Source organism: Algoriphagus litoralis (genome assembly GCF_003259255.1).
Taxonomy (GTDB): domain Bacteria; phylum Bacteroidota; class Bacteroidia; order Cytophagales; family Cyclobacteriaceae; genus Algoriphagus; species Algoriphagus litoralis.
In genome coordinates this window covers 364,888-388,017 of record NZ_QGOL01000008.1, presented here as the reverse complement: position 1 = coordinate 388,017, position 23,130 = coordinate 364,888, and the positions used below count along the sequence as shown (strand labels likewise).

The window sequence follows — 23,130 nt, the reverse complement described above, 5'->3', positions numbered from 1 at the left end:
TAGTTTTAAAATTGAAATTAGACAAAAAGATCTAAAATCAGGACGCCAATAAGTCCAACCACGGCTACAATGGTCTCCATCAGCGACCATGATTTAATGGTGTCTTTGATGCTCACGTTAAAAAACTCCTTGTACATCCAGAATCCCCCGTCATTGAAGTGGGAGAACATCAAACTTCCGGCACCAATCGAGAGCACAAGTAAGTTGGGGTCCACATTCATCGTGGTGACCAAGGGAGCGATGATTCCAGCCGTGGTAAGTCCGGCAACAGTCGCAGAACCGACGCAAACCCGAATCACAGCGGTAATCAACCAAGCCAAAATCAACGGATGCATATCCCAGGTTTTTAAGCTTTCTGCTATGGTCATACTTACTCCGGTGTCTGTGAAGATCTGCTTTAACGCACCCGCTCCTGCCACAATCAACAGAATCATGGATACATCTTTTGTAGCTACGGTATAAATGTCCATCAGCTTAGTCATCGGGGTCTTTCTCCTAAGTCCAAGCGAATAGGTCGCATAGAGCAAAGAGACCAACATTACTATTCCCGGATCGGCTATGAAATTGACGATCGGACTCATCGGGTCTTCTTTTGCAATATTCAGACTGAGGGCAGTGGTGCCAATCAGCAGAATCACAGGAAGCAAAGCAGTGAAAATGCTATTTCCAATCCCCGGAAGTTCGTGCTCAGGCTTTGGTTCTGCCTGGAATGTCTTGAGGGGTTCGGACTTGATGTTTTTAAGAAAAGGGGCAAAAAGAGGCCCTGCAATGATAATGGTCGGAATAGCAATTAAGAATCCGTAAAACAAAGTGAGCCCCATATTGGCATCAAACTGGGCCACCAAAGCAGCGGGAGAAGGATGTGGAGGTAAAAACCCATGTGTCACCGAAAGTGCAGCAAGCAAAGGTATTCCGACATAGACTGCAGGCAGTTTGTATTGATAAGAAACAGTAAACGCCAGAGGAACGAGCAGGACAAATCCTACATTGTAGAAAAGCGGAATCCCCACGATCAACCCCGTAAAAGCCATGGCCCAAGTCATGTGCTTTGCCCCAAAGATTTTCATCAAAAAACCGGCAATTCGCTGCGCAGCTCCGCTTTCAGCCACGAGCTTCCCAAGCATAGCTCCGGTAATGATGACGATCACCAGATCGCCTAGCATAGCACCCATACCTTTTTGAACGGACTTGGCCACTTGGTCAGCAGGAAGGCCGAGCATCAGTCCGCCTGCAATGGAAGCTATCAGAAAGGCAAGGAAGGGATTGAGTTTCGCCCATACGATCAGCAGGACCAAAATGGCAATACTGAGCAATACAAATACAAAGGTCATAGGTTGGGGTTTATGGGGTAAGATAGGAAAATCAGCCAAAAGTGTCTTTTCTGTTCGAATAAAAGTGTATTTGCTTGGGCTAAAGAGATCCTTAAGCAGAATCTTGGTACTTTTTCAAAAAATTCGCTTCAACAGGATTTCTTAAGTTTTTCGTGAAGTAACGGCCCTTTTCCCGAAAAAGATGTTTTGATACCTAAGGTAAGTATTGTTTGCTGATCCTGGAAGATTGAATTACTGTCTGATCAGCTTCCCTGTCACCACTTTTTCATCTGAATTGACCCTGACCAAATACAATCCAGGAGCTAAACCAGAGACCACCTCAGCTACATGGATAGCAGAAAGATTGGCCTGAACAATTGTCATGCCCTGAGAATCCTGAATAATCAACTCCGCCGCTTTTGCATCTATAGAGGGAGGCAGAATGAGACTTAATTCGCCTGATGCATAAGGATTTGGGTATAGGATAAGCTCCTCTTGGGGAAGGATTTCCTTCGGAAAAGCTACCCTTGTCACTCCACTCCATGATCCTCTGCCCGAAAAATCCACCTGTTTGATTTTATAATAATAGTCTTTAAATCTATGGGCTGCGGTATCCAAATATTGGTATTCTCGGGTCAAGTCGGTATCGCCAAGTGAATTGATGACACCTATTTTTTTCCAGTCTGCTTCGGAAACCGTCGGACGTTCACTTCTATAGACCTCAAAAAGTAAATTATTCTCCTCTTTTGCCACACGCCATTTAAGTTCATTGCCCCGGCTTGTAGATCTGGAAATCAACTCAAGCCAAGTCACTGGAAGTATGGAGAGAGTCCGGAAGCTACCTACTGTAAAATTTACTCCGGCCAATTCATCAAAAGTCAAGGTCCGCCTAGCCCAAAGTTCCACCGGATCCAATCCCTGGAGATGCGCTCCGGGTGCAGCATATCCGGTACCTACGATCCGAAGGTCATCCACATTATCTACGATAAGATCATCAGCCGAGATCCTCAGTTCCACGGGATTTGAGCTTGGGCTGAAATTTGAAAAATTAAAATAACTGAACAGCCGATACAAAATGGTAGTCCCGTCCGTATCAATAAATCCTGAATTGTATTCAGCTCCTAAATACTCGGTGAAATTGACACTGAGGCTGCCTCCGATTGAGTTTCCTAAGAGCTGCACTTTTCGGATACCTCCGTTTCGGGTATCTTCAAATGGAAACGTCGAATTGGATCCATCCAGATTGGCAGGAATTCCGAAATAGGTGAATTGGCCTATATTTCTCCATGATCCTTCATTGAAATTCAGCGAACCCAAAAGTCCAGTGTTGATGCGTAAATCATTCCCTTCCAAGTCTAGTGTTCCCTGAACTTGAATAAGGTTTCGCAGAATACTCAAATCCGCATTTGGATAAAAAACTCCTGCAGCTTTGTTTACCGTCAAATCACGAACTTCTAGTGGAAAACCAATGATTTCTTGATCTGAGGATCCAAATACGGTCAGATTTGTACCTGAGGCAAGGAAGTTTCCCGTTCCGCTTTTTTCTAAATTCCCAAGCAAAGTAAGGGATGTTGGGAGAGTTAAGTTTTGCGAACCTTGCAGTTCCAAATCTCTTACAGCACTGGGTGTAGAAGCATCTACAAAAGTGCTGGAAAGATAGGTTTTCGGTGACGTTCCGGCCCGGAAAATCACTCTCCCGTTCAATTGAAAATTTGCAGCTTCAATCTCCGGGTTAGACCCCTCCAAGATTAGTGTCCCGCCATTTTGAAGGTCAAAATTGAGCGCACTGATTGTGCCCGACCGAAACAAGATGTCGGAATTACAATCGGTAAGAAAAGTAGCACCGGACTCGATGATGAATTCCCCAAAAGGTCCTGTACCATATACTGTTGTTTCATTATTAAATGAAAAAGTCGGGCAGGCAGCAGGAAATACCGTGGTATCCAATTTTTGGATGACAGTTCCGGATTTTACTGTAAATGAAAGTGCCTTAAAGGGTTCTTCAATTATCAGTTCAACGCCATCTCCGGGATCAAAAATGACAGAATAGCGACTATTTGTACTAAATCCACTCCAAGCCCCGGATGGTATTATCGTTCTGGAATTTCCCCGAAAGACTAGTCTACTCGTGAGTGAGTTGCCTATCCAATTTTGACTATTCCATGATCCGCTTTGGATACCGGGAGCAGCTCCTGAAAATGCATTGAGTGAACCATAGACTTCAAGTTCAAATCCATTCAAATTCAGTTTTTGCCCGGCACCTGTTTGTGCATTGATGTACACATTTTTTACAGCCTCATTACCTATTAGTCGCAGGGTGTGCGTTTGATCCACATAGATATCATTGGTTTGATTGGGTTTTACCGTAGCAGGATTCCAGTTGAACCCATCCCATACGACCCAAATTGAAATATCAGGGAAGTCTCCGGAAAAGATGGTTTTGTATGCTCCAATTTGCTGAGAAAAGGAACCATGCAGGAAAGAACAGACCAATGCAACTGCCAGGAATAACCTGTATATTCGGCAGAGGAAAAGCGTACGCCGGAAAGCCGATAAACAATTAGCATTCATAAAAAATTAGGTTTCGAAAAAAGTATTTTAAGTTAAGAAGATGATTTCAAAAAGTAAATTAGTTTTCCTCTTTTTTTTACTGATAATCATAGGATTAGCTCCCTTACGAGCTCAAGTCTATGAAATTAGTCTTTTGACTTGCGATCCGGGCAAGGAGCTGTATAGCAGTTTTGGTCACAGCGCTATCCGTATGAGGCAGATCGGGTCGGGTGGGCAAGACTTGGTTTTTAACTTTGGTACTTTCAACTTTCAGACCCCAAACTTCTACGGCAAATTTGCCACTGGCAAGCTGGACTACATGCTGAGTGTGAGTACCTATGCGGATTTTATCCAAGAGTATGATTACTACCAGCGGGATGTCCGGGAACAGGTATTGGATTTGAATGGTCAACAGCGTGACTTTTTGATACAGCATCTTTGGGCACAATATGATCCAGCTAGGAGGTATTACCGCTACGACTTTTTCTTCAATAATTGCGCGACCAAGATTAGGGATGCTTTTGAAATCGCGCTGGGAGATCAACTTGTATGGAGCGATTCCTCCAGCATGGAAGAGAAGACATTTCGTGATCTCATAGACGAATACGTCTATCCCTTGCCTTGGGCGGATTTGGGGATTGACCTTGCGCTGGGTTCTGTGATAGATCGAGTGGCAACCGAGCGAGAATCCCAGTTTTTACCGGATTATATGGAAGCCGCTTTTGCAAAAGCCACTATTGTGGGTGATGGACCGACCAGACCTTTGGTAAAGGAGACCAGAGTGATTTTGGAATATCCCGACGAGGAATTCAAAATGAACCCCATCAATCCCTATTTCATATTTTGGGGGATTGCAATACTTTTCACCGGAGTAACCTTTTTTGGACACAAAAAGAAACGCTTATTCCTAGGCTTCGATGTAGCCTTGTTTTCAGTTTTAGGGATATTAGGATTAGTGGTGACCTTCTTGTGGTTTTTCACTGACCACTCAGCTACCAAGTGGAATTGGAACTTGCTGTGGGTTTTTCCAGGTCATTTGGTGTTAGTTTGGGGTTTATTGAAAAAAAATCTAGCCCCTTGGGTCAGGAAATACTTGCTGTTTGCGTTGATTATGGCAGATGCAGCCGTGGTTTTCTGGATTTTGGGCTGGCAGTCCTTCCACCCAAGCCTGATCCCAATTCTCTTGGTGATCATCCTTCGTACCAATTATCTGTATTACAATATTGGGAGTAGGCGTCTAAAATCTACCTGATTTTCGTGTTCCAAAAACCTTTTCCCCTCGTTTTGGTGTTGGCAAAGGAAGAATAAGCTATGGATTTCAAACTTACCTCAGATTATAAGCCGACAGGCGACCAGCCCAAAGCCATCAAGCAATTGGTGGAGGGAGTAAATGAAGGCGATGCCGCACAGGTTCTTCTTGGGGTGACGGGATCTGGAAAGACCTTTACGATTGCAAACCTCATCCAAGAAACTCAAAGACCTACCTTGGTACTGAGTCACAATAAAACTCTGGCAGCTCAGCTTTACGGAGAGTTCAAGCAGTTTTTCCCTGAGAATGCCGTTGAGTACTTCATCTCCTATTACGATTATTACCAGCCTGAAGCCTTTATTCCGAGCTCGGGGACCTATATCGAGAAGGATCTCAGCATCAATCAGGAAATCGAAAAGCTCAGATTGAGCGCTACTTCTTCGCTTTTGACCGGCAGAAGGGATGTAGTAGTAGTGGCCTCAGTCTCCTGTATCTATGGTATTGGCAATCCCGAGGAGTTTGGCAAAAATGTCGTTCGTCTACAGGAAGGAGATCGGATTCCGCGAAATCAGCTCCTATTTAAGCTAGTCGATATTCTTTACAGCCGGACCCAGCAGGACTTGACCCATGGAACCTTCCGGGTGAAGGGGGATACTGTAGACATCCATGTGGCCTACGGGGATTTTGCATACCGCATTTTCTTCTGGGGAGATGAAATTGAGGCCATACAGCGGGTAGAGCCTGCCAGCGGAAAGAAGATTTCTGATGAAAAAATCATTTCCATTTTCCCCGCAAATCTCTTCGTCACAGGACGTGATACCATAGATGTGGCCATCCGGGAGATTCAGGATGATATGGTCGCTCAGGTGAATTTCTTTGAAAAAGAAGGAAAATTCCTCGAAGCTAAACGCCTGCAGGAGCGTACCGAATTTGATCTGGAAATGATCCGGGAATTGGGCTACTGCTCTGGAGTGGAGAATTATTCCCGGTATTTTGATCGGAGACAGCCAGGGACGCGCCCCTTTTGCCTTTTGGATTACTTCCCGGATGATTACCTTCTGGTGATCGATGAGAGTCACGTGACCGTTCCCCAGATTCGAGCCATGTGGGGCGGTGACCGCTCCCGCAAAGTCAACTTGGTGGATTATGGCTTTCGTTTGCCTTCGGCTTTAGATAACAGGCCGCTCAAGTTTGAGGAATTTGAGCAAATGACCGGGCAGACGATCTATGTCTCTGCGACTCCTGCTGACTATGAACTGGCGCAGACTGAGGGTATCGTGGTGGAGCAAATCATCCGACCTACCGGCTTGTTGGATCCGACGATCGAGGTCCGTCCTAGCCAAAATCAAATCGACGATCTTTTGGAAGAAATCGATCAGACCATTAAAACTGACGCTCGGGTTTTGGTCACCACGTTGACCAAGCGAATGGCGGAGGAATTACAGAAATTCCTCGAACGGGCTGGGGTAAAGTCACGATATATCCACTCCGAGGTCAAAACACTCGATCGGGTGGAGATCTTGCGTGAGTTGCGATTGGGAGTTTTTGATGTACTCGTGGGGGTAAACCTTCTGAGAGAAGGCTTGGATTTGCCAGAGGTATCTTTGGTAGCGATTTTGGATGCAGACAAAGAGGGCTTTTTGAGAAATGAGCGATCGCTGGTGCAGACCATCGGCCGTGCAGCGAGAAATTCCGAAGGGCGAGTCATCATGTATGCCGACAAAATCACCGATTCCATGCAGTCGGCGATCGATGAAACCAAGCGAAGACGAGCATTGCAGATCGAATACAACACTGCACATGGAATCACCCCTACCACTGTGATCAAATCCCGGGATAAAATCATGGGTCAAACCAAAGTGGCTGATTCCAAGAAAAATGCAAAAATATACGCCGAACCTATGCCGGGAGAGGCTCAGATAGCGGCAGATCCGGTAGTTCAATACCTCAGCAAAGACAAGCTGGAGAAATTAATCCAGCAGACCCAAAAGCAGATGGAGAAAGCTGCAAAAGAGCTGAATTTCATGGAGGCCGCTAGACTGAGAGACGAGTGGCAATCCCAAAAATCCCGATTGGCTGAACTCAGCCGGGGACTTGGAAATTAGTATTCACCTGATCATCGGATCCTATGACCCTTCAAGAAGTGAAGGCTCTGGCTGCAAAAGGCGAGGGGCTTACCATCGAATTCAAGAAAAAGGCGGCATTTCCAGAGAAAATCGTCAGGGAAGTGATTGCCCTGGCGAATACCGAAGGCGGAGATTTGCTAATAGGGGTGGACGATGACGGCACGGTCAGTGGACAGCGATTCATAGAGGAGGAAGTTTTTGTGATGGAAAAAGCCATCCGGGAGATGATACTTCCAAGTCTGGAATACCGAATTTTTACCATCAAACTTTCCGAAAAGAAAGGAGTGGCTGTTTTCAGAATTCCAAAGAGTTTGGATCGACCGCATTATTTGTTGGAAAAGGAGCGAAAGCAAGCCTATATCCGAGTCATGGACCGCAGTGTGCAAGCCAGTCGCGAAGTCTGGGAAGTATTGAGAAAGGGTAGAATTCCCAGAGACACGATTTTCACCTATGGCTGGAAAGAAGAAATTCTGATAAAAGCATTGGGAGAAAATGAAAAAATCACCTTGAAAGAATTTGCACGAATTGCTAAAATTCCCCGCTTCTTGGCTTCTAAAACGCTGGTACGACTCGTGTCTGCCAATGTACTGAAGCTCCATCCTCAAGAATCAGAGGATTTCTTTACGCTCAAAGAATAGGCAGGTGGATTCCAGTCTGTGCCGCAAATCCGGCGTTCCCCTGCAATCCTCCGGTATGGATTAACAACACGTTTGATCCGCTAGGGAAATGCTCCTTTTGAATCAAATCCCATACTCCAAACATCATTTTTCCGGTATAGATTGGGTCAAGGGGGATTTTGAATGCGTTGTAAAACCATTTCATGAATTCGATCTGCTCCTGTTTATGCTTTCCGTATCCTCCAAAATTATACTCAGTCCGGATTTCAATGGCACCCTTGACCTGGATCCGGTTGAAGGCTAGCAGGTTTTCCACCTCCTGATGAATGAATTCTCCTTTCAAGGCGGAAAATCCGATCAACTTTTGATGTTTTTTAATTCGGGATGCAATTCCTGTAAATGTTCCTCCCGTCCCGATGGAAACACAGATATGGGAATACAATTCATGGGCTTCGGATACTATTTCTGCAGTACCCTGAATCGCCAGTTCATTTGTCCCACCTTCTGGTATCAGGTAAAAATCACCGAATCGAGTGCTCAAATTTTCGAGGAACGCGGCTGAATTTTTCTGCCGATAGCTATTTCTGTCCACAAAATGAAGATGCATTCCCATGTTTTTGGCATGGGTCAACGTAGGGTTTGAGCGATCCGCATCTTCCCCTCGGATAACTCCGATACTAGTGAAGTGCAGCTGCCTGGCAGCACTGGCAGCGGCATAGATATGATTGGAAAATGCTCCTCCAAAGGTCAAAATCGTCTTTTTCCCTTTTTTCTTTGCTTCTGCTAGATTGTATTTAAGCTTGTAGAATTTGTTTCCGGAAACCTGTGGGTCCACCAGATCCAGCCTCAATACGGCCAACTGCACCTGTTTTTCCTCCAAAAGTGGATGAGTCAGGGCCTGAACTGGAATGGGTTTCGCTAGAAGCATTTGAAGTCTTTTGCCAAAGTTAAGGTACATCCTCCTATTTTTGCAGGATGAATCAGCAGCCCGAAGAAGAGTTTGAAGAGGACGAGTTAGAATTGTTTGAGCGCCACAGGATTGTGGTGGACAAAGGTCAGTCTCAAGTGAGAATTGATAAGTTTTTGACAGAAAAGATTGCCTTCGTCACCCGCAACAAGGTACAGCAGGCCATCGACAATGAAACTGTCCTGGTCAATGGCAAACCGGTCAAGGCAAACTATAAGATCAAGCCGCGGGATGATATTCAGGTTTTCATGGATAAGCCTCGACGGGATACCGAGGTTATTCCTGAGAATATTCCTTTGGATATCGTCTATGAGGATAAGTACCTGCTGCTGGTCAATAAACCTCCGGGCATGGTGGTCCATCCTGCACACGGTAATTGGGATGGTACTTTGGCCAATGCGCTGGTGTATCATTTCCAGCATCTTCCGGAAATGAAGGGGAATGAAGGTCGCCCTGGTCTCGTTCATCGGATCGATAAAGATACTTCTGGCCTCTTGGTGATCGCAAAGGCGGAAGATGCCATGGCACCTTTGGCTGCGCAATTCTTCCACCATACGATTGACCGGACCTATGTTGCGTTGGTCTGGGGAGAGCTTGCGGAGGATTCCGGCACGATCGTGGGGCATGTAGGGCGCAGTGCTAAAGACCGAAAGGTGATGGATGTATTTCCAGATGGCAGTCAGGGCAAGCATGCGGTGACACACTGGAAAGTATTACAGCGACTGCGGTATGTGACATTGGTGCAATGCAATTTGGAAACGGGGCGAACGCATCAAATCCGTGCGCATATGAAATCAATCGGTCATCCACTTTTCAACGATGCAATGTATGGGGGAGATAAAATCCGAAAAGGAACCCAGTTTGCCAAGTATAAGTCGTTTATAGACAATTGTTTCACCTTGATGCCTAGACAAGCGCTGCATGCAATGAGCTTGGGCTTTGTTCACCCAATTACCAAAGAGCGAATTTACTATGAAGCCCCGCTTCCGGATGACTTTCGTTCTGTGCTTGAAAAGTGGGAGAACTACGTTAAGTATGAATAAAATTGACGATATGGCAACGAAAATGATTTTTTGATACAAATAGTGCAATGATTTTATTGAAATGATGCGTTTTAAATAAAAAAAGAAGCGGTTGTTAGTAAATCGTTAAAATAAGCTGTAGATAATGGGATGATATTAACTAATCATCATATATCAATCGATTTCATTAAATAAACTGTAAAAATTCAGATAATTTCTTGAATAATTTGCAAAATAGGTTCGGCTGCCCCTATATTTGAATCATCAAAAGGGATAAAAGATCCCTCACACAATGTAGGATGTTGAAATTGGCAGACAAGCCCTCCTGTCTCGAGGGTGGAGAATCTGGGATAAAGCAATTAGCGAGCTCGTAATTTTGCCTAACTACTCCGTGGAGGTTCGAATCCTTCTCCTACAGCAGGTTATTTTGGGTTTATTGTTAATTGACTAAAACCATGAAATTTTATTTCATGGTTTTTTTATTGCCTAAAATTTGATAGGCCAAATTATATTCTGTATCCATGATTAATTCAATAGCTTTATAAAGTTTTTTTAAGATATAGACTAGATTAACAAATTGTTTACAAAAAGGTCATTTTTGCGTGTTCGATTTCCTTTTTATTCTGAAAAAAGAGTTTTTATTAAAAATAATGTAAAAAAATAAAATAAAACTTGCCAAAATTTTAATAAACCAATGGTATTTCTAATTTTGGGGAATATTATTTCTCAAACCTATTCATTCTATATCCGAAAGCTCGCAAGAGCTTTTTGATTATCAGGGGGTTAAGAAAGTTTTACCAAAAGGGTAAGATAAATTTAACTCCATCATTTTCATTTTGTAGGATGTTGAAATTGGCAGACAAGCCCTCCTGTCTCGGGGGTGAGGATCCCAGCACAAAGCGTAATTCAACCGGACTATTGCCTAACTGCCTCGTGGAGGTTCGAATCCTTCTCCTACAGCACTTCCCAAAAGCAATGCACTGCATTGCTTTTGGTGTTTTTGGGATTTTTTTATGCTATCTTTTCATCAATAAGAGTTTAAATCATCTGTATGGCATCTGGGAAACGGGAGAAACATTTTGCCCATCCACTTAGAAAAAAAATACTCCGCTGGGTCATGATGGGGATACTTTCCCTTCTTTTTTTGGAATTTATAGTATACTTCGGCTCCAACATTTTTCTCTCAAATCTAGCACAACGTAAAATCAACGAAGCCACAGATAATATCTATCAGATTGATTTCAACCGCTTCAGCTTTTCTCTTCTGAGGAGAGGTTTTTTTATGGACGGAATCGTCATGAAGCCCATGAATTCTGATTTGAGAAAAGATGGACAGGCGCTTTTTGACGTGAAATTAGATCAGATTGCCTTTACAGGTCTTTGGTATAGCTTTTATGACAAAAACTTTACGATTGGGAAAATATATATCGACAATCCCAATGTCATCCTAGATCTTCCCGAAAGCTCACAGAATCCCAACTCAAAAAAACCGAAGGGTGCTTCAGCAGGGACTAAGAAAATTTCCCCGATAAAAGCACTCGAAGAGGAAATTAAGAAGACTGTTCAAAGTATAAACTTGACAGGGCTACTGGTAAAAGAGGTAGAAATTGATCATGCGAATTTTTTCTTTTTCAATTTCCTGAGCCAAGATGCCTTAAGAGCTGAAAATACAGCACTTATAGTTAAAAACATTGATCTGACTACTCAAAAAGAATGGGAAACCCCTTTCAATGCAGAAGGATTTGAGTTTGAACTTGATCAGGTTACCTTTCCATTGCCTGATGGTATTCACACCATTCTAGCCGAGCGGGTATTTATTTCTTCTTTGGACAATAGTATTGATATCCAAAATTTTGTACTAAATCCAGATAAAACGAAGGACAGCAGGGCCTATTATCAAGTGGGTTTGGAGGAGCTCCGAATCGGAAATGTGGATCTGAATAAGGCATTTATGACTTCGGTATTGGAAGTGGATGAATTGATCTTGAATGATCCAAATTTCAAAATTGCAAGTAATCCAAAAGTTAAATCCGATAGTGCAGGAACTGGAGATTTGAATGATTTCATCAAAGGCAACCTCGAGTCAGTCTCCATCAAAGAGCTGTCCATTACTAAAGGGACTTTTGTCAAATCGGAATTGGACGATACCCTGAAAAACAGAATTGAACTGGATGAATTGGATTTCAAGATGGTTGGATTTTATCTGGGTGACGATTCTATCCGACGGACAAACCAATTTTTCTATGGGAAAGATGCTGCCATGGATATCAAAGGGAGCAAGATTTACCTTGGTGACCAGATTCATGTATTGACAGGAGAGGAGGTCAGCCTATCTTCATTCAAAGACGAGTTGATCGTGAGAAATCTGAGTATTCAGCCAAGGACTGATCCAGCCGTAAACCAAAATCCGGAAAAACTTCTGAAAATTGACTTGACAGAGTTTTCGATTGAAGAGATCGATCTCAAAAAGTTATACAATGAGGGGAATCTTCAGGCTGATGAAATCCTGATCTATCAACCAAAAGTGGAATTTACGGAGCTGAGAGAGTCTACTGCGGACAAAAGTAAGCAAGTCCCGGCTGCTGAGGTGATTTCTGGATTTTTAAATCGGATCAACATCCGAAATTTTGGGGTGGAGGAAGGCTTGATCCAGTTCAAGGATGAAAGGGGACAGCGTAGCAATGATATTGGGTTTGAAAAATTCAGTTTCCGCCTAGAGGACTTGGAGCTAGTCGAGGATTCGGAACTAGCCCTAGCCGAAAAATTAAAAATCGGGGAGATTTACCTCTCGCTGGATAAGTATCGGCTTAAGCTAAAAGACAACCTGCATACCATTCTGGCTGATCAATTGATCGTAGACTCCAAACGACAATTGCTGGAGGTGTATAATCTGACCATTCGCCCTGAAAATCAAGAGCAAATCCAGACCGCGCTGGATGCCTATGGCAAAACAGCAGCGATTGATTTTTCAGTCCCTGTATTCAGAGCGGAAGGGATCGATATCAAATCAGCCTTTTATAATGAAGAACTTTTCATCAGGCAGATTGTACTGCCAGGTCCTACCTTTTTCATTTCAAATTATCGGGAAAAAGCAAAATCAGGTGATTCACCTGAATCCTCGGCCGATGTCAAAAACCTACTATTAGGGTATTTCAAGACGATTCAGATCGATTCGCTCAGTTTGGATAAAGCCCAAATCAAGTACCAAAGTTTGGTTGAGAATAAACGGTCCAGTTTTGAAGAAGATAATTTTTCCTTTAAGCTAAAAAACTTTTATCTGGATGAGCAAGGATTGATTCAAGAGGATAAAACCCTCTTTTCTGATGAAATCGAACTCATCTTCAATAATTATTCTTTCAGTCTGGCAGGCGGAAAATATGAGGTAACGACAGATCAACTGAAATTTAATTCTCTGTCCCAATCGATTGAAATCAAGGATTTGGAGTTGATCCCAAATGAGAATTTCTCCGGAAGAATCCAGCTGGGGATGCAGTTTCCCTCGGTAAGTTTTCAAGGGGTGGATATCGAAGAATTTTTCTTTGAAAATAAATTGGATCTGAACAAACTCGAGATAAGCCAAGGAAACATTGAAGTAGGAATTGACAAAAAAGTCGAACAAAAGTCTGACTCTCCTTCAGCTAAAAAAATCAAAAAAAGAGCACTCAGTGAGATTCTGATCGATACTATTCAGACCAGGAATTCTACTGTCGCTATCAATTATCAAGTAGATGATTCTGAGCTGAACTCAATCCAAACTGAGTTTGAATTGATGATTCGTGACTTTAGGCTGGATTCTGCTATTTCTGCTACACGGAAAGTCGGGGATATGTACAAGGAGGTAAACTTGAGTCTGAATGATTTCAAATTTGCCTTGCCTGATAGCGTTCACACCTTAGGTTTTTCGGATGTAATTATCGGAAACCTTAACGATGAAATCTCCTTTACCGATTTCTACCTTATACCAAAGGATCAATTTGGAAAACCGGGAAATCCTGTCCTAGAAGCTAAAATAGACCAACTCATTTTGAGAAATAATTATCTCGCTGAAATCCAGGAGACAGGAATATTTAACCTTAAAGATATCAGGGTAGTCAATCCCAAATTGAATCTCTACCTGGATACTGCCAAGGTGGAAAAAGCCACCAAACCCAGCAAGCCTAAGTCCTCGACTTCCCTGATTCAGTCCATTTTGCTCGGAGATTTTCATCTGGAAAATGGAGAATTGACGGTGCATCACAAAGGAAAAGGGCCAATCCCAAGACTGGATTTCCAAGGCATTGGACTGGATATCGAAGGCCTGAATCTGGATCTATTGGATAAAAATCAAGCGGTGGACCTGAAAAAACTTGCCGAAGTAGATACCAAATTCAGCTTGGGTGACTATTCGATGGTTACTCCAGACAGTCTCTATAAGATCGACATAGGAAGTGTGGATTACAGCAGCAATAACCTTGTTTTGGAGAATATTTATTATCGTCCTTTATCTGGGAATTATGCCACACTCAGGAAATTACCCTACCAAACAGATGCTGTCACAGCTATAATAAAGTCGGTTGGAATAGATAAGTTGGATATTCAAAGCTATCTCGAAAACAAAACAATGAAGGCGGAAGGGCTCACTATAGACGATCCGCAAATTGATCTGCTACGGGATAAAAGGCGACCATTTGACAGTGCTGCCCAGAAGCCGATGCCTCAGCATCTGCTGGAGCACGCTAGAATTGATGCTGACCTAAATTTTCTGCGAATTCGTGGTGGGGATTTGCGGTATTTTGAATTTGCCGAAAAAGGCTTAATGCCCGGAATGATTTCATTTGATCGAATCAATGTAGATATGGCTCCCTTTTTTCTCAGAAAAGCCGGTCAGGAATATCCACTGGATCAATTGCGACTCGGAATCGAAGCCTACATCATGGACACCTCCAAAGTTACGTTGAATGCGGTGATGCTATTTGAGGAAGACTATCCTATGGATGTCAAAGTGAACATGGATAGATTTGCATTCAACGAATCAAATGACTTCCTCTCCAAGACTCTTTTTATTAAGGCATTGGATGGGACAGTGACTGAGGGAGATTGGCAGTTTCGTCTGACGGATGATGAAGCGATCGGAGAAATGAAGTTTGCCTACTCCAATTTGAAAATCCAGTTTTTGGATTCGCTCACGCTAGAACAAGGTTTGGGTAAATTGAAAGTATATACCTTTGGAGCCAATCTTTTGGCAAAAAATAGAAATCCCAGAGGGCTTTCCTCAAAAGTTGTTTCCCGAAAAATCTATCAAGAACGAGACAAGCGAAAGTTTGTGTTCAGTGCTTGGTGGAAAGCTACCTTCAGTGGACTAAGAGGAACTTTTGGACTTGGGAGAGCCAAAGGACCAAAGGAAATTAAAAAGGAAGAGGATGAATAGCTGTTGAGTGGTTATAGCCAGATCATGGAATAGCCTCAGGCATATTCATTAAGTAAAGAGAAATCCGTGTAAAAAAAGAATAGCGGCTGAATATCCTTCGGCCGCTATTCGCATGATTGATGGTTTGCTTACTTTTTCAGCTTGCCTTCAGTATCGGTAAACTCTCCCGATATGCTGGCTCCACTGTTGATGGTGACGTCGCCATAGACTGTAATTGATGTGCCTTCTCCCACAAACTCCAGTTTTGCACCACTATTTAGTCTCAAGTCCCCATAGATTACTATACTTCCTGAAAGTCTGAGGATAGCATTGCTGTTGACGTTCAGACTGGTGTTTTTTCTATATTGGCCAAAAGCAAAAGATCCATATACCTCCATCAGCCCGTTTGAGTTTACATTTAGATTTTGCTCAATGGCCAAAGAACCGCAAAAAAGGAAGGTTCCGCCGATGTTGACATTTTTCAATTGAGCAGACCCCCGATATCCTACGGATTCATTGCTGTTCACATTGAGATTGGAGTTGCCTTTGTATGACTCAAGGGATTCACAGTCTGGCTTTTCGTTCTCATCATCGTCGTCATCATCCTCGTCTTTTTTCTCAATCTTCAGAATCTGGAGGCCGCCGGCACCCGTTGCCACAAAGACAAATTTGTCTTCATACCTGACAAAATTGGAAGAGCCATCTAAGTCCAATACCCCATAAAGTTCGGCCTCCTCTTCATCATCGACGTCTGCGATGGAGATTCCGGCCGCACCATTTGCCATAAACAGCAAATCATCCTCAACAGAAACCGCATTGGTTACAATATCGCCGGATTCAACATTTTCCGGATTGATGGGGATCGAAAGTTTGTTGACTTCTTGCCCGTTGGAAAGTCGGTAAATGCCCGATCCATTTTTCCCTTCGGCAATGTAAAGATGATCGTCCTCGATGTCCATAGTTCGTTTGGCTTCCGATGCATCTGCGGGCAGGCTGATGCTGGCCACTTCAGCGAGGGAATTGGGATTTAGGATTTTAGCTCCGGCACTTCCGCTTAGAATTGCAAGGCGATCATCCCCATAGGCTACACCTCTCAAATCCTCAAACGGTAATTCTCTCAAAGTCTCAAGACTGCTATTAAATAGTGTCAGCGAGCCATTGTTGCCACTGACCAAAGCCACAAATTCACTTGTCGCCTGGACGTCTGTAGCTACAAATCCGGGCACTGAGACAAATTTAAAATCCGAGGTAAATTGGCCATTCACGACGGATACTATACCCAAATTAGCAGGGCTGGAAGCATCACTGTTATCCACATCGATGGCCATTGCCAGATATAATTGTCCATTTCTATATTCTACAGCGCTGACATCTGCATTTTTGAAAATTACCTGAGATACGATTTTTGGCTTATACGCATCAGAAATATCAAATATCTCCACTGCTCCAAGGTATTGGGGTCCAGCTGTGTTGTACGATACAAAGGCAAAGTCATCCTCAATATCCACGTGTGTAGCCTGAAGCGAGGTGCCTTCATAGGTAGGAGAGGAGGCTTGAGAAATCAGGACCAATGAAATTTTCTCGGCATCGTCATCATCTAGTGTCCTTCCTGATGGGTTGGAGGGGGCTGTGATGCCGATAACCCCAGAACCATCCAAACTTAACCTTTGGCTCAGGGTTTCTGCATCATTATTGAGCAGGATGTTGTCATCATTTGGATTTTCAGAGGTATTCTCACAAGCGGATCCTATCAAAATAAGCGTTAGGAATAAGATAGGCTTAGCAGCCCACGCGTGAATTTTTCTTTTCATAATTTAAAATTGTTTTGCTTTGACTTAGAATCTCGGAGGATGGGGAAGAATTACTGCTTTATTTCATTGCAGAAACGTTTGATTTCGTCACAATTTTTTTGTTTTTCAAATACTGTAAAATGATATATAATTTGGTTTGAATAAAAAAAAAGGAATTTTATTTTGAAAATGGCTCGAAATATAGAGAAAAACTTTAAAAAACAACCTGGTCAATATTTGAATAAAAATTTACCCCTAGTCTAGGTCTACTTTTTCCATTGAAAAAAATGCCACTTAGTAAATGAGCAGTTTGATTGATTTCAGGTGGATGGGGTTAAAAATGTAAGATTGGATAGGTATGGCGATACCTTATTATTGAGGTATTTTCACCTCATCTTTGGCCTTTATTCTACTTTAATTCGGGCTCAAGTCGAATAGAAGCCATAGAAAGTCCGAACTAAGTCCGAACTAAGTCCGAATAAACCCTAGGTGAGATACCCATTAGATGAACAAAAAGAATAATGGATATACCTATTAATAAAAGAAGAAAAAAAGATGGCAAGTAGCTATCGACTTTTGGATCTGTTCAATGCTTTGAAAAACTACTGAATGATGAGTTTCAGTTGTTGAACAGTATCACCCCATTGGATTTTCAAAATATAGATTCCTTGAGATCGGGTTTTAATGGCCTCAGGGAGATCTCTGGAAAGAATGCTTGGTGATGAATACTGGTAAGTTTCAGTTAATCCAGTCATAGAAGAAACTGTCACGAAGATTGGCTCATCATGATAGGATTCAGGTCTTAGGAGTTTGATCTCTACTCGCTCATTTCGAGTACTAGGTACAGGATATGCGGTCCATGGATTAGACCCTTCCAGAGGATTAGCTTGGATGGCTTCTGTATTGGAATAGATAAATTTCCCATTGAAATCCACTTGTTTGATGCGGTAAAAGTGGCTTCCTCCAGAGGCAATCAAGCTTTTGTCTTCAAAACTATATTTCAGAGGAGTCTCAGAATATCCAGCTCCTTCTACTTTCCCAATTACCTCCCAGGATTTGACATCATTTACCGACCGTTCAATTTCAAAATGTGAATTCTCCCATTCTTTAAGTGTGGACCAAGTCAAGACTCCAGCGCGCTGAGCAGGAATGTATTGAGCCTCGAAGTCTGCAAACTCCACCGGGAGGATGCGGCAGCCTCCATAGTATGCTGGAGAGGGAGCAATATTCATATTTGTATGGGTTGTGGGAGGGTAGGCGCCTGATTTGGTTCCATTTACTCGGTCATTACAAATAACCAATTGGCCTTTGTTCAGGACTGAAATGCTTCCAGAATATTGAGGCTTGGCCAAATCACCTTTGATTAAAACATCACCTTCGCCTGAAACTTGAAGGTGTGTTCCTCCCCCTTTGAGGATTACATCCTTTTCAAAAGTCGCAAACCCCGGAATTCCAATACTTGCGCTTCCTTCCAAATTTGTGATTCCTCCTACCAGAAGATTACCATTTGCGAGCACAGAGGCATTGCCTTTTATGGTTAGGTCGCCTTTCAATTGGGCGTTCCCTTCGATTGGAAAACTTGTGGAAGATTTAATTTCACTTGATCCATTTACTGTGAATGTACCTGACCCGGAAACGCTTGCTGATGCTGATCCTTCTAATGTGAAATCATTGGTTACATTCAGTTTCCCAGATAGGGTGCTGGTTGTACTTCCGACCAGCGAAAGGAACTTAACTGTTCCTTGTGAATCAGGTAAAAGCTGAAGATGATTTGATGTGGAGCCAGTATTTGTCAAAGTGGTAGCTGAAAAAGTTCCAGAAAGTTTCACATCGGCACTGCTACCTGCGAGTTTAAACTCATTTTTCACTTCAAGAGAGGATGTTGCATCGAGTTCAATCAAACTGGAATTCCCGCCGGTAGATAGGTTTCTTCTGACGATGACCCTTCCGCCATTGATGACTTTTAGTTTTGCTCCATTACTTATTTCTAAATCATAAACCTCCAAAGTACCTCCATCTACAATTAATTCTACTGCACCATAGGAATTATTGGTAACAGTGATTGTTTTATTTGAAACAAAATTAAGTTTGGCACCTTGGGTGATTTTCAGACTTTTGAATTTTGAAGAAAAAGTTGCCTGATCACTTTTAGTAATCTGATGACTGATTGTAACAGTAATTGCACAATCTGGCCAAGAACTTGAAGTAGGGGGTACTTGCGGATGATTTGAATCATTCACAGAACCCCAATTTGGAGCAGGGCATATCGTTTGACGCTTCCATACATTTTGGGAGCTCCAATCTCCATCACGGAGTGTAGAATAATTTTGGCCAAAGGATTTACCGAAAAATCCCAACCAAAAGATCCAAACTAGCGACCAAATTGTTTTCATGCTACAAATATAAGAGGCAAAAAAAGGTATTCAAAATACAAAAAAAAGTATTTGAAATAATCGTCACGATTTTGATCTATCTCAAAACAGAATATTATTTGGCAATATTAGAGTTTATGATATTAAAATTAAGCCCTGAGAGTTAGTAGCAGGAGGGAAGCGGTGTTGGATCGAAAAAGGAGATAGAAGTTCTAACTATTGAAGCTATTTTTTTGAGGGGTTTTTCCTTTCAATTCCCTCCTGCTTCAGCTGGGGGTTTATACAATCACCAAAGAGCTATGCTACTTTAGCCAAATACTTAAAAAAAGATCAATGATTTGCCAAAAGCCGATTGGTATGTTGATTCTTGGAGGAATTGACTAAAGCCACATTTCTATTAATTGGACAGTAGATTTCTTGGGGGTTTCTATTCAATTCCCTCCAGCTTTAGCTGGAGGTTTATATAATCATGAAAAAGCATTGCGGCTTTAGCCAAATCAAGCTTACTAAAAAGTAAACCGAACAGTCATAAATGATCCCAATTTGCAGTTTCAGGCTCCAAATGGAATCTTTTTTAGGCAATTAATCCAAGTTCCACTTTCTATCTCCTCAAAATAACCTTATGGTATTCCCGCTGAATGCCCCAACTTATCTCAATCGTATAAATCCCAGCTCTTTTGCTTCGCAAAATGTCGGATAGCAGAGTACTCAATTGAGAAGGAGAGCTGCTTTCGATTATATCATATTGACCTGTTATTGATACTATTCGGACAGTGATATTCTCATCCCGAAAACCTCTGTTGTCCAACAGCTCTAGATTGATCGGATCACCTGTGGTTGGATTTGGATATATTCTCCAATAGGTCGTACCTGCCAAAGGGTCCACTTGGATCGCTTTGGTGTCACTGTAGCTGAACTCCCCGCTAAAGTCAAACTGCTTTAGGCGATAGAAGATGTTTCCACCAGCTAGTGGAAGCTTCATATCCCGATACGCATATTCGACAGGTTGGTCAGAATAACCTGAACCAGATACTTGCCCGACAGTCTCCCAAGACTTCACGTCATTTACTGATCGTTCGATTTCAAATCGGTCATTTTCCCACTCTTTGGCTGTGGCCCAGGATAAGTCACCGGATCGCATAAAAGAATTGTAGTCGGCTTTGAAGTAGAGGAATTCGACGGGGAGGATGCGGAAGTTTTTATACCTAATAATTACTATTCCAGATCCGCCATTTCCACCATTTTGATTGTTTCCAGCTGCGCCACCGCCTCCACTTCCTGTATTTGTCGCACCATTTTGCGGAGCTATAGACCTATTACTTCCATTCCCTCCAATTGCAGAACCGCCAATAGCAGCGGAATTTGAGTTTCTAGCAGTACCACCACCACCACCCGCAGCATAAAATCTTCTAAATCCTGTAAAAAGGTTACTGTAGCCGTCACCACCGTTACCAGCTGGGCCATTTCCGTTTGATGCATTTTCTCCATTTGATGTACTTCCGCCACCTCCACCTCCATGATTATTGTTTGTGGCTCCCCCGGAAGTAGAATTCCCTCCCACAAATTCACCCGTTCCACCTGTATTAGCATCACCAGAGTTAGTTCCAGCCCCTCCCCCTGAACCATTTATCGAAAGTATAGAAGATGATGAAGAAGTTATTCCATCTCTACCAATTCTTGAGTCCGAAGTACCACCTCCGCCTCCACCACCAGCAACTATGGTTACAATTCCATTCGAAAATGTGGAGTTTTCACCATCTCGTTGGGTATCATTATTCCCAAAACCACCAGTTCCAACAATAACTGGATAGGATGCCCCAGAAGGGATTCCCGATCCTGGTACACTAAAGAATTCCCAAACAATACCTCCGGCTCCACCTCCTCCTCCAGTTTTAACTAGAGTATTTGAATTAGAAGTTGTTGTTCGTCCGCCTGCACCACCACCTCCAACTAGCAGAACCTCATATTCTTGTAAACCTGCTGGAGGGTTCCATGTTCCCGAGCAAAAATATTCAATAACTGTGTATCCATCATTTGTTCCAAATTCAACAGTTCTTGAGCAGGGATCAATTGTTGGACAGGTAAAAGAAATTGTGACTTGTCCATTCCCTCCAGAACCACCTATACCTCCAATATTAGCAGATCTAAATCCACCACCCCCCCCTCCACCAGGAGAAACACCAGTAATTCCTGCAGTTGAATTGTTAACCGCTCCTGAACCTCCATTTCCTCCACCGAGTGGTGCTGTTCCTCCTAAATTTGTGTTTCCAAGATTAGTTGCTGAATTTGAAGTTCCTGCTGATGCGCCACCACCTCCGCCATTAGAGCCAGATGTCCTAGTAGATCCGTTTCCACCACTATAAAGAATTGCTCCAATTCCATTTGTACTTAATCCTCCATTACCACCGTTTTGAGTGTTTGTTTGGCCACCGTTACCACCTTTAGCTAATATAATTGCATCTGCTACATTTGTAGTTCTTGCTATCCATGAATCCCCACCAGAAGAGTTAGGTGCGCCTCCTACACCAACGTTTATGTATATTGTTTCCCCTTCGGATACACTAATTATACTTCTTGTATATGCACCACCACCACCACCACCACCACGACCATTAGTTGATCTTGATGCACCACCACCACCACCACCCCAAATTTCAACTGTAATTGAGGATACACCTGCAGGAACGTAGAATGTTCCAGTTGTATAATAGTTTTCAAAACAAGTAGCACAACCTGTTCCGCTTGTTCTGCTACTAGATCTATAGCATGCTGATTGAGTTACCAAAGGGCCTGTGGACCATGTTGTGGTATTTCCAAAAACAAGAAATTTCGAAGAACCTGATAAGGAAAGTGGATTATTCGATTGAACATTATGAATTCCTAAAATTTGAATTCTACTAAAGTTACTACCAACATAATTTCCTCCGCCAGATTGCGATAAATTACCATTAACAAATATTTCAGAATTCTCTCTGGAATTGACTACTCCATTTTGAATGTCCAAATTTCCAATAATTGAGGTTCTAGAAGTACCATAAAAATTAACAGTTCCGCCTGATGAAAGTGTTAAGTCTCGTGTTTCAAAGTCACCATTGATGTTTAATGTGGCATTACTTTCAAGCCTAGTAGTATTTTCAACAATTAACCTTGAGCCTGCTTCAACGTTGACAATTGGCGAGTTAGCTCCAATCACAAGATTCCGAACAGTAATTATACTATTCCCAGAAATATTAATGACACCTCCTCTATCTAAAGTTAATGTGCCATTTGGAACATTTAATTGACCACCGTTTATGACGTTAAAGACCACATTATTAGGAGCAGGTAGGCTTGATCCGCTGGTATTAAATACCACATCCCCTTGAAAAGTTAGATTTCCAGTTGGTCCATTGACTGTTAGAAATCTAAAATATCCCCCACCAAAAGAAGCAGTAGGTGAATTAAATAAGACTGAGTGATTAATTATAGCATCAACTTGGCATGGTCTTGCATAATCATTTGTATTTGGTGGTGAATTTCGAAGAGGTACTCCGCAAGAATTAGGATTTGTCCTAGTCCAAATGCTTACCGAATTCCAGTTACCATCTTGATTAGAAGTATAGGTTTGCCCCTGAGCCTCCCCAGCCCAAGACCATAATCCAAGAAAAATTAAAACCCAAAAGCCTTTTAACCTCGCACTCATTTAAAATTCTAATTTTCGCAGTAGGGTGATGAAATGGTTTTTTTTGGGTTTGTAAAACA

11 protein-coding genes are annotated in these 23,130 nt (G+C 42.6%); 5 read left to right on the top strand and 6 right to left on the bottom strand.

Annotated elements, in window-relative coordinates; all coding sequences use genetic code 11:
* Positions 1–17: 17 nt before the first annotated feature.
* Together DK188_RS11355 and DK188_RS11350 are read right to left on the bottom strand one after the other, a co-directional pair.
* Positions 18–1,331, bottom strand: coding sequence for a gluconate:H+ symporter (locus tag DK188_RS11355; protein ID WP_111670928.1), 1,314 nt, complete (start codon positions 1,329–1,331; stop codon positions 18–20).
* 231 nt (positions 1,332–1,562) lie between these two features.
* Positions 1,563–3,881, bottom strand: coding sequence for a T9SS type A sorting domain-containing protein (locus DK188_RS11350; protein ID WP_111670927.1), 2,319 nt, complete (start codon positions 3,879–3,881; stop codon positions 1,563–1,565).
* A gap of 40 nt (positions 3,882–3,921) precedes the next feature.
* Here DK188_RS11350 and DK188_RS11345 point away from each other — a divergent pair, with 40 nt between their 5' ends.
* From DK188_RS11345 to DK188_RS11335, 3 genes are read left to right on the top strand one after another with little or no spacing between them, the layout of a single operon-like run.
* Positions 3,922–5,112 carry a lipoprotein N-acyltransferase Lnb domain-containing protein gene (locus tag DK188_RS11345; protein WP_111670926.1) on the top strand — a complete coding sequence of 397 codons (1,191 nt, stop codon included), beginning with the start codon at positions 3,922–3,924 and terminating at the stop codon, positions 5,110–5,112.
* A 59-nt stretch (positions 5,113–5,171) separates the two neighbouring features.
* On the top strand, positions 5,172–7,214 hold the full coding sequence (gene uvrB, locus DK188_RS11340; protein WP_111670925.1) for an excinuclease ABC subunit UvrB: 2,043 nt from the start codon (positions 5,172–5,174) through the stop codon (positions 7,212–7,214).
* Between the two features lie 23 nt (positions 7,215–7,237).
* A complete protein-coding gene (locus DK188_RS11335; RefSeq protein WP_111670924.1) occupies positions 7,238–7,873 on the top strand; it encodes an AlbA family DNA-binding domain-containing protein in 636 nt (211 codons plus the stop codon).
* Here DK188_RS11335 and DK188_RS11330 read toward each other — a convergent pair.
* Positions 7,863–8,810, bottom strand: coding sequence for a 1-aminocyclopropane-1-carboxylate deaminase/D-cysteine desulfhydrase (locus DK188_RS11330; RefSeq protein ID WP_232825714.1), 948 nt, complete (start codon positions 8,808–8,810; stop codon positions 7,863–7,865). The genes DK188_RS11335 and DK188_RS11330 overlap by 11 nt on opposite strands.
* Before the next feature lie 17 nt (positions 8,811–8,827).
* Between DK188_RS11330 and DK188_RS11325 the strand changes: the two genes are divergently transcribed.
* Together DK188_RS11325 and DK188_RS11320 are read left to right on the top strand one after the other, a co-directional pair.
* Positions 8,828–9,862 (top strand): RluA family pseudouridine synthase, encoded by a 1,035-nt coding sequence (locus DK188_RS11325; RefSeq protein WP_111670923.1) that lies wholly within the window; start codon positions 8,828–8,830, stop codon positions 9,860–9,862.
* A 1,030-nt stretch (positions 9,863–10,892) separates the two neighbouring features.
* Positions 10,893–15,248, top strand: a complete 4,356-nt coding sequence (locus DK188_RS11320; protein WP_111670922.1) for a hypothetical protein — start codon at positions 10,893–10,895, stop codon at positions 15,246–15,248.
* 128 nt (positions 15,249–15,376) lie between these two features.
* On the opposite strand, the gene DK188_RS11315 is transcribed toward DK188_RS11320, so the two are convergent.
* The 3 genes from DK188_RS11315 to DK188_RS21475 all read right to left on the bottom strand — a co-directional run bounded on the left by DK188_RS11315 (position 15,377) and on the right by DK188_RS21475 (position 23,071).
* Positions 15,377–17,038, bottom strand: a complete 1,662-nt coding sequence (locus DK188_RS11315) for an LVIVD repeat-containing protein (protein ID WP_111670921.1) — start codon at positions 17,036–17,038, stop codon at positions 15,377–15,379.
* A 581-nt stretch (positions 17,039–17,619) separates the two neighbouring features.
* On the bottom strand, positions 17,620–19,410 hold the full coding sequence (locus DK188_RS11310) for a T9SS type A sorting domain-containing protein (RefSeq protein WP_111670920.1): 1,791 nt from the start codon (positions 19,408–19,410) through the stop codon (positions 17,620–17,622).
* Positions 19,411–19,990: 580 nt separating this feature from the next.
* Positions 19,991–23,071 (bottom strand): T9SS type A sorting domain-containing protein, encoded by a 3,081-nt coding sequence (locus DK188_RS21475; protein WP_157963222.1) that lies wholly within the window; start codon positions 23,069–23,071, stop codon positions 19,991–19,993.
* Positions 23,072–23,130: the final 59 nt, after the last annotated feature.

Bases quoted from the DNA above. Each gene is read 5' to 3' on its own strand.
- uvrB (WP_111670925.1), top strand. From the start codon at position 5,172: ATGGATTTCAAACTTACCTCAGATTATAAGCCGACAGGCGACCAGCCC.
- DK188_RS11310 (WP_111670920.1), bottom strand. From the start codon at position 19,410: ATGAAAACAATTTGGTCGCTAGTTTGGATCTTTTGGTTGGGATTTTTC.
- DK188_RS11320 (WP_111670922.1), top strand. From the start codon at position 10,893: ATGGCATCTGGGAAACGGGAGAAACATTTTGCCCATCCACTTAGAAAA.
- DK188_RS11345 (WP_111670926.1), top strand. From the start codon at position 3,922: ATGATTTCAAAAAGTAAATTAGTTTTCCTCTTTTTTTTACTGATAATC.
- DK188_RS11325 (WP_111670923.1), top strand. From the start codon at position 8,828: ATGAATCAGCAGCCCGAAGAAGAGTTTGAAGAGGACGAGTTAGAATTG.
- DK188_RS11315 (WP_111670921.1), bottom strand. From the start codon at position 17,038: ATGAAAAGAAAAATTCACGCGTGGGCTGCTAAGCCTATCTTATTCCTA.
- DK188_RS11355 (WP_111670928.1), bottom strand. From the start codon at position 1,331: ATGACCTTTGTATTTGTATTGCTCAGTATTGCCATTTTGGTCCTGCTG.
- DK188_RS11350 (WP_111670927.1), bottom strand. From the start codon at position 3,881: ATGAATGCTAATTGTTTATCGGCTTTCCGGCGTACGCTTTTCCTCTGC.
- DK188_RS21475 (WP_157963222.1), bottom strand. From the start codon at position 23,071: ATGAGTGCGAGGTTAAAAGGCTTTTGGGTTTTAATTTTTCTTGGATTA.
- DK188_RS11330 (WP_232825714.1), bottom strand. From the start codon at position 8,810: ATGTACCTTAACTTTGGCAAAAGACTTCAAATGCTTCTAGCGAAACCC.
- DK188_RS11335 (WP_111670924.1), top strand. From the start codon at position 7,238: ATGACCCTTCAAGAAGTGAAGGCTCTGGCTGCAAAAGGCGAGGGGCTT.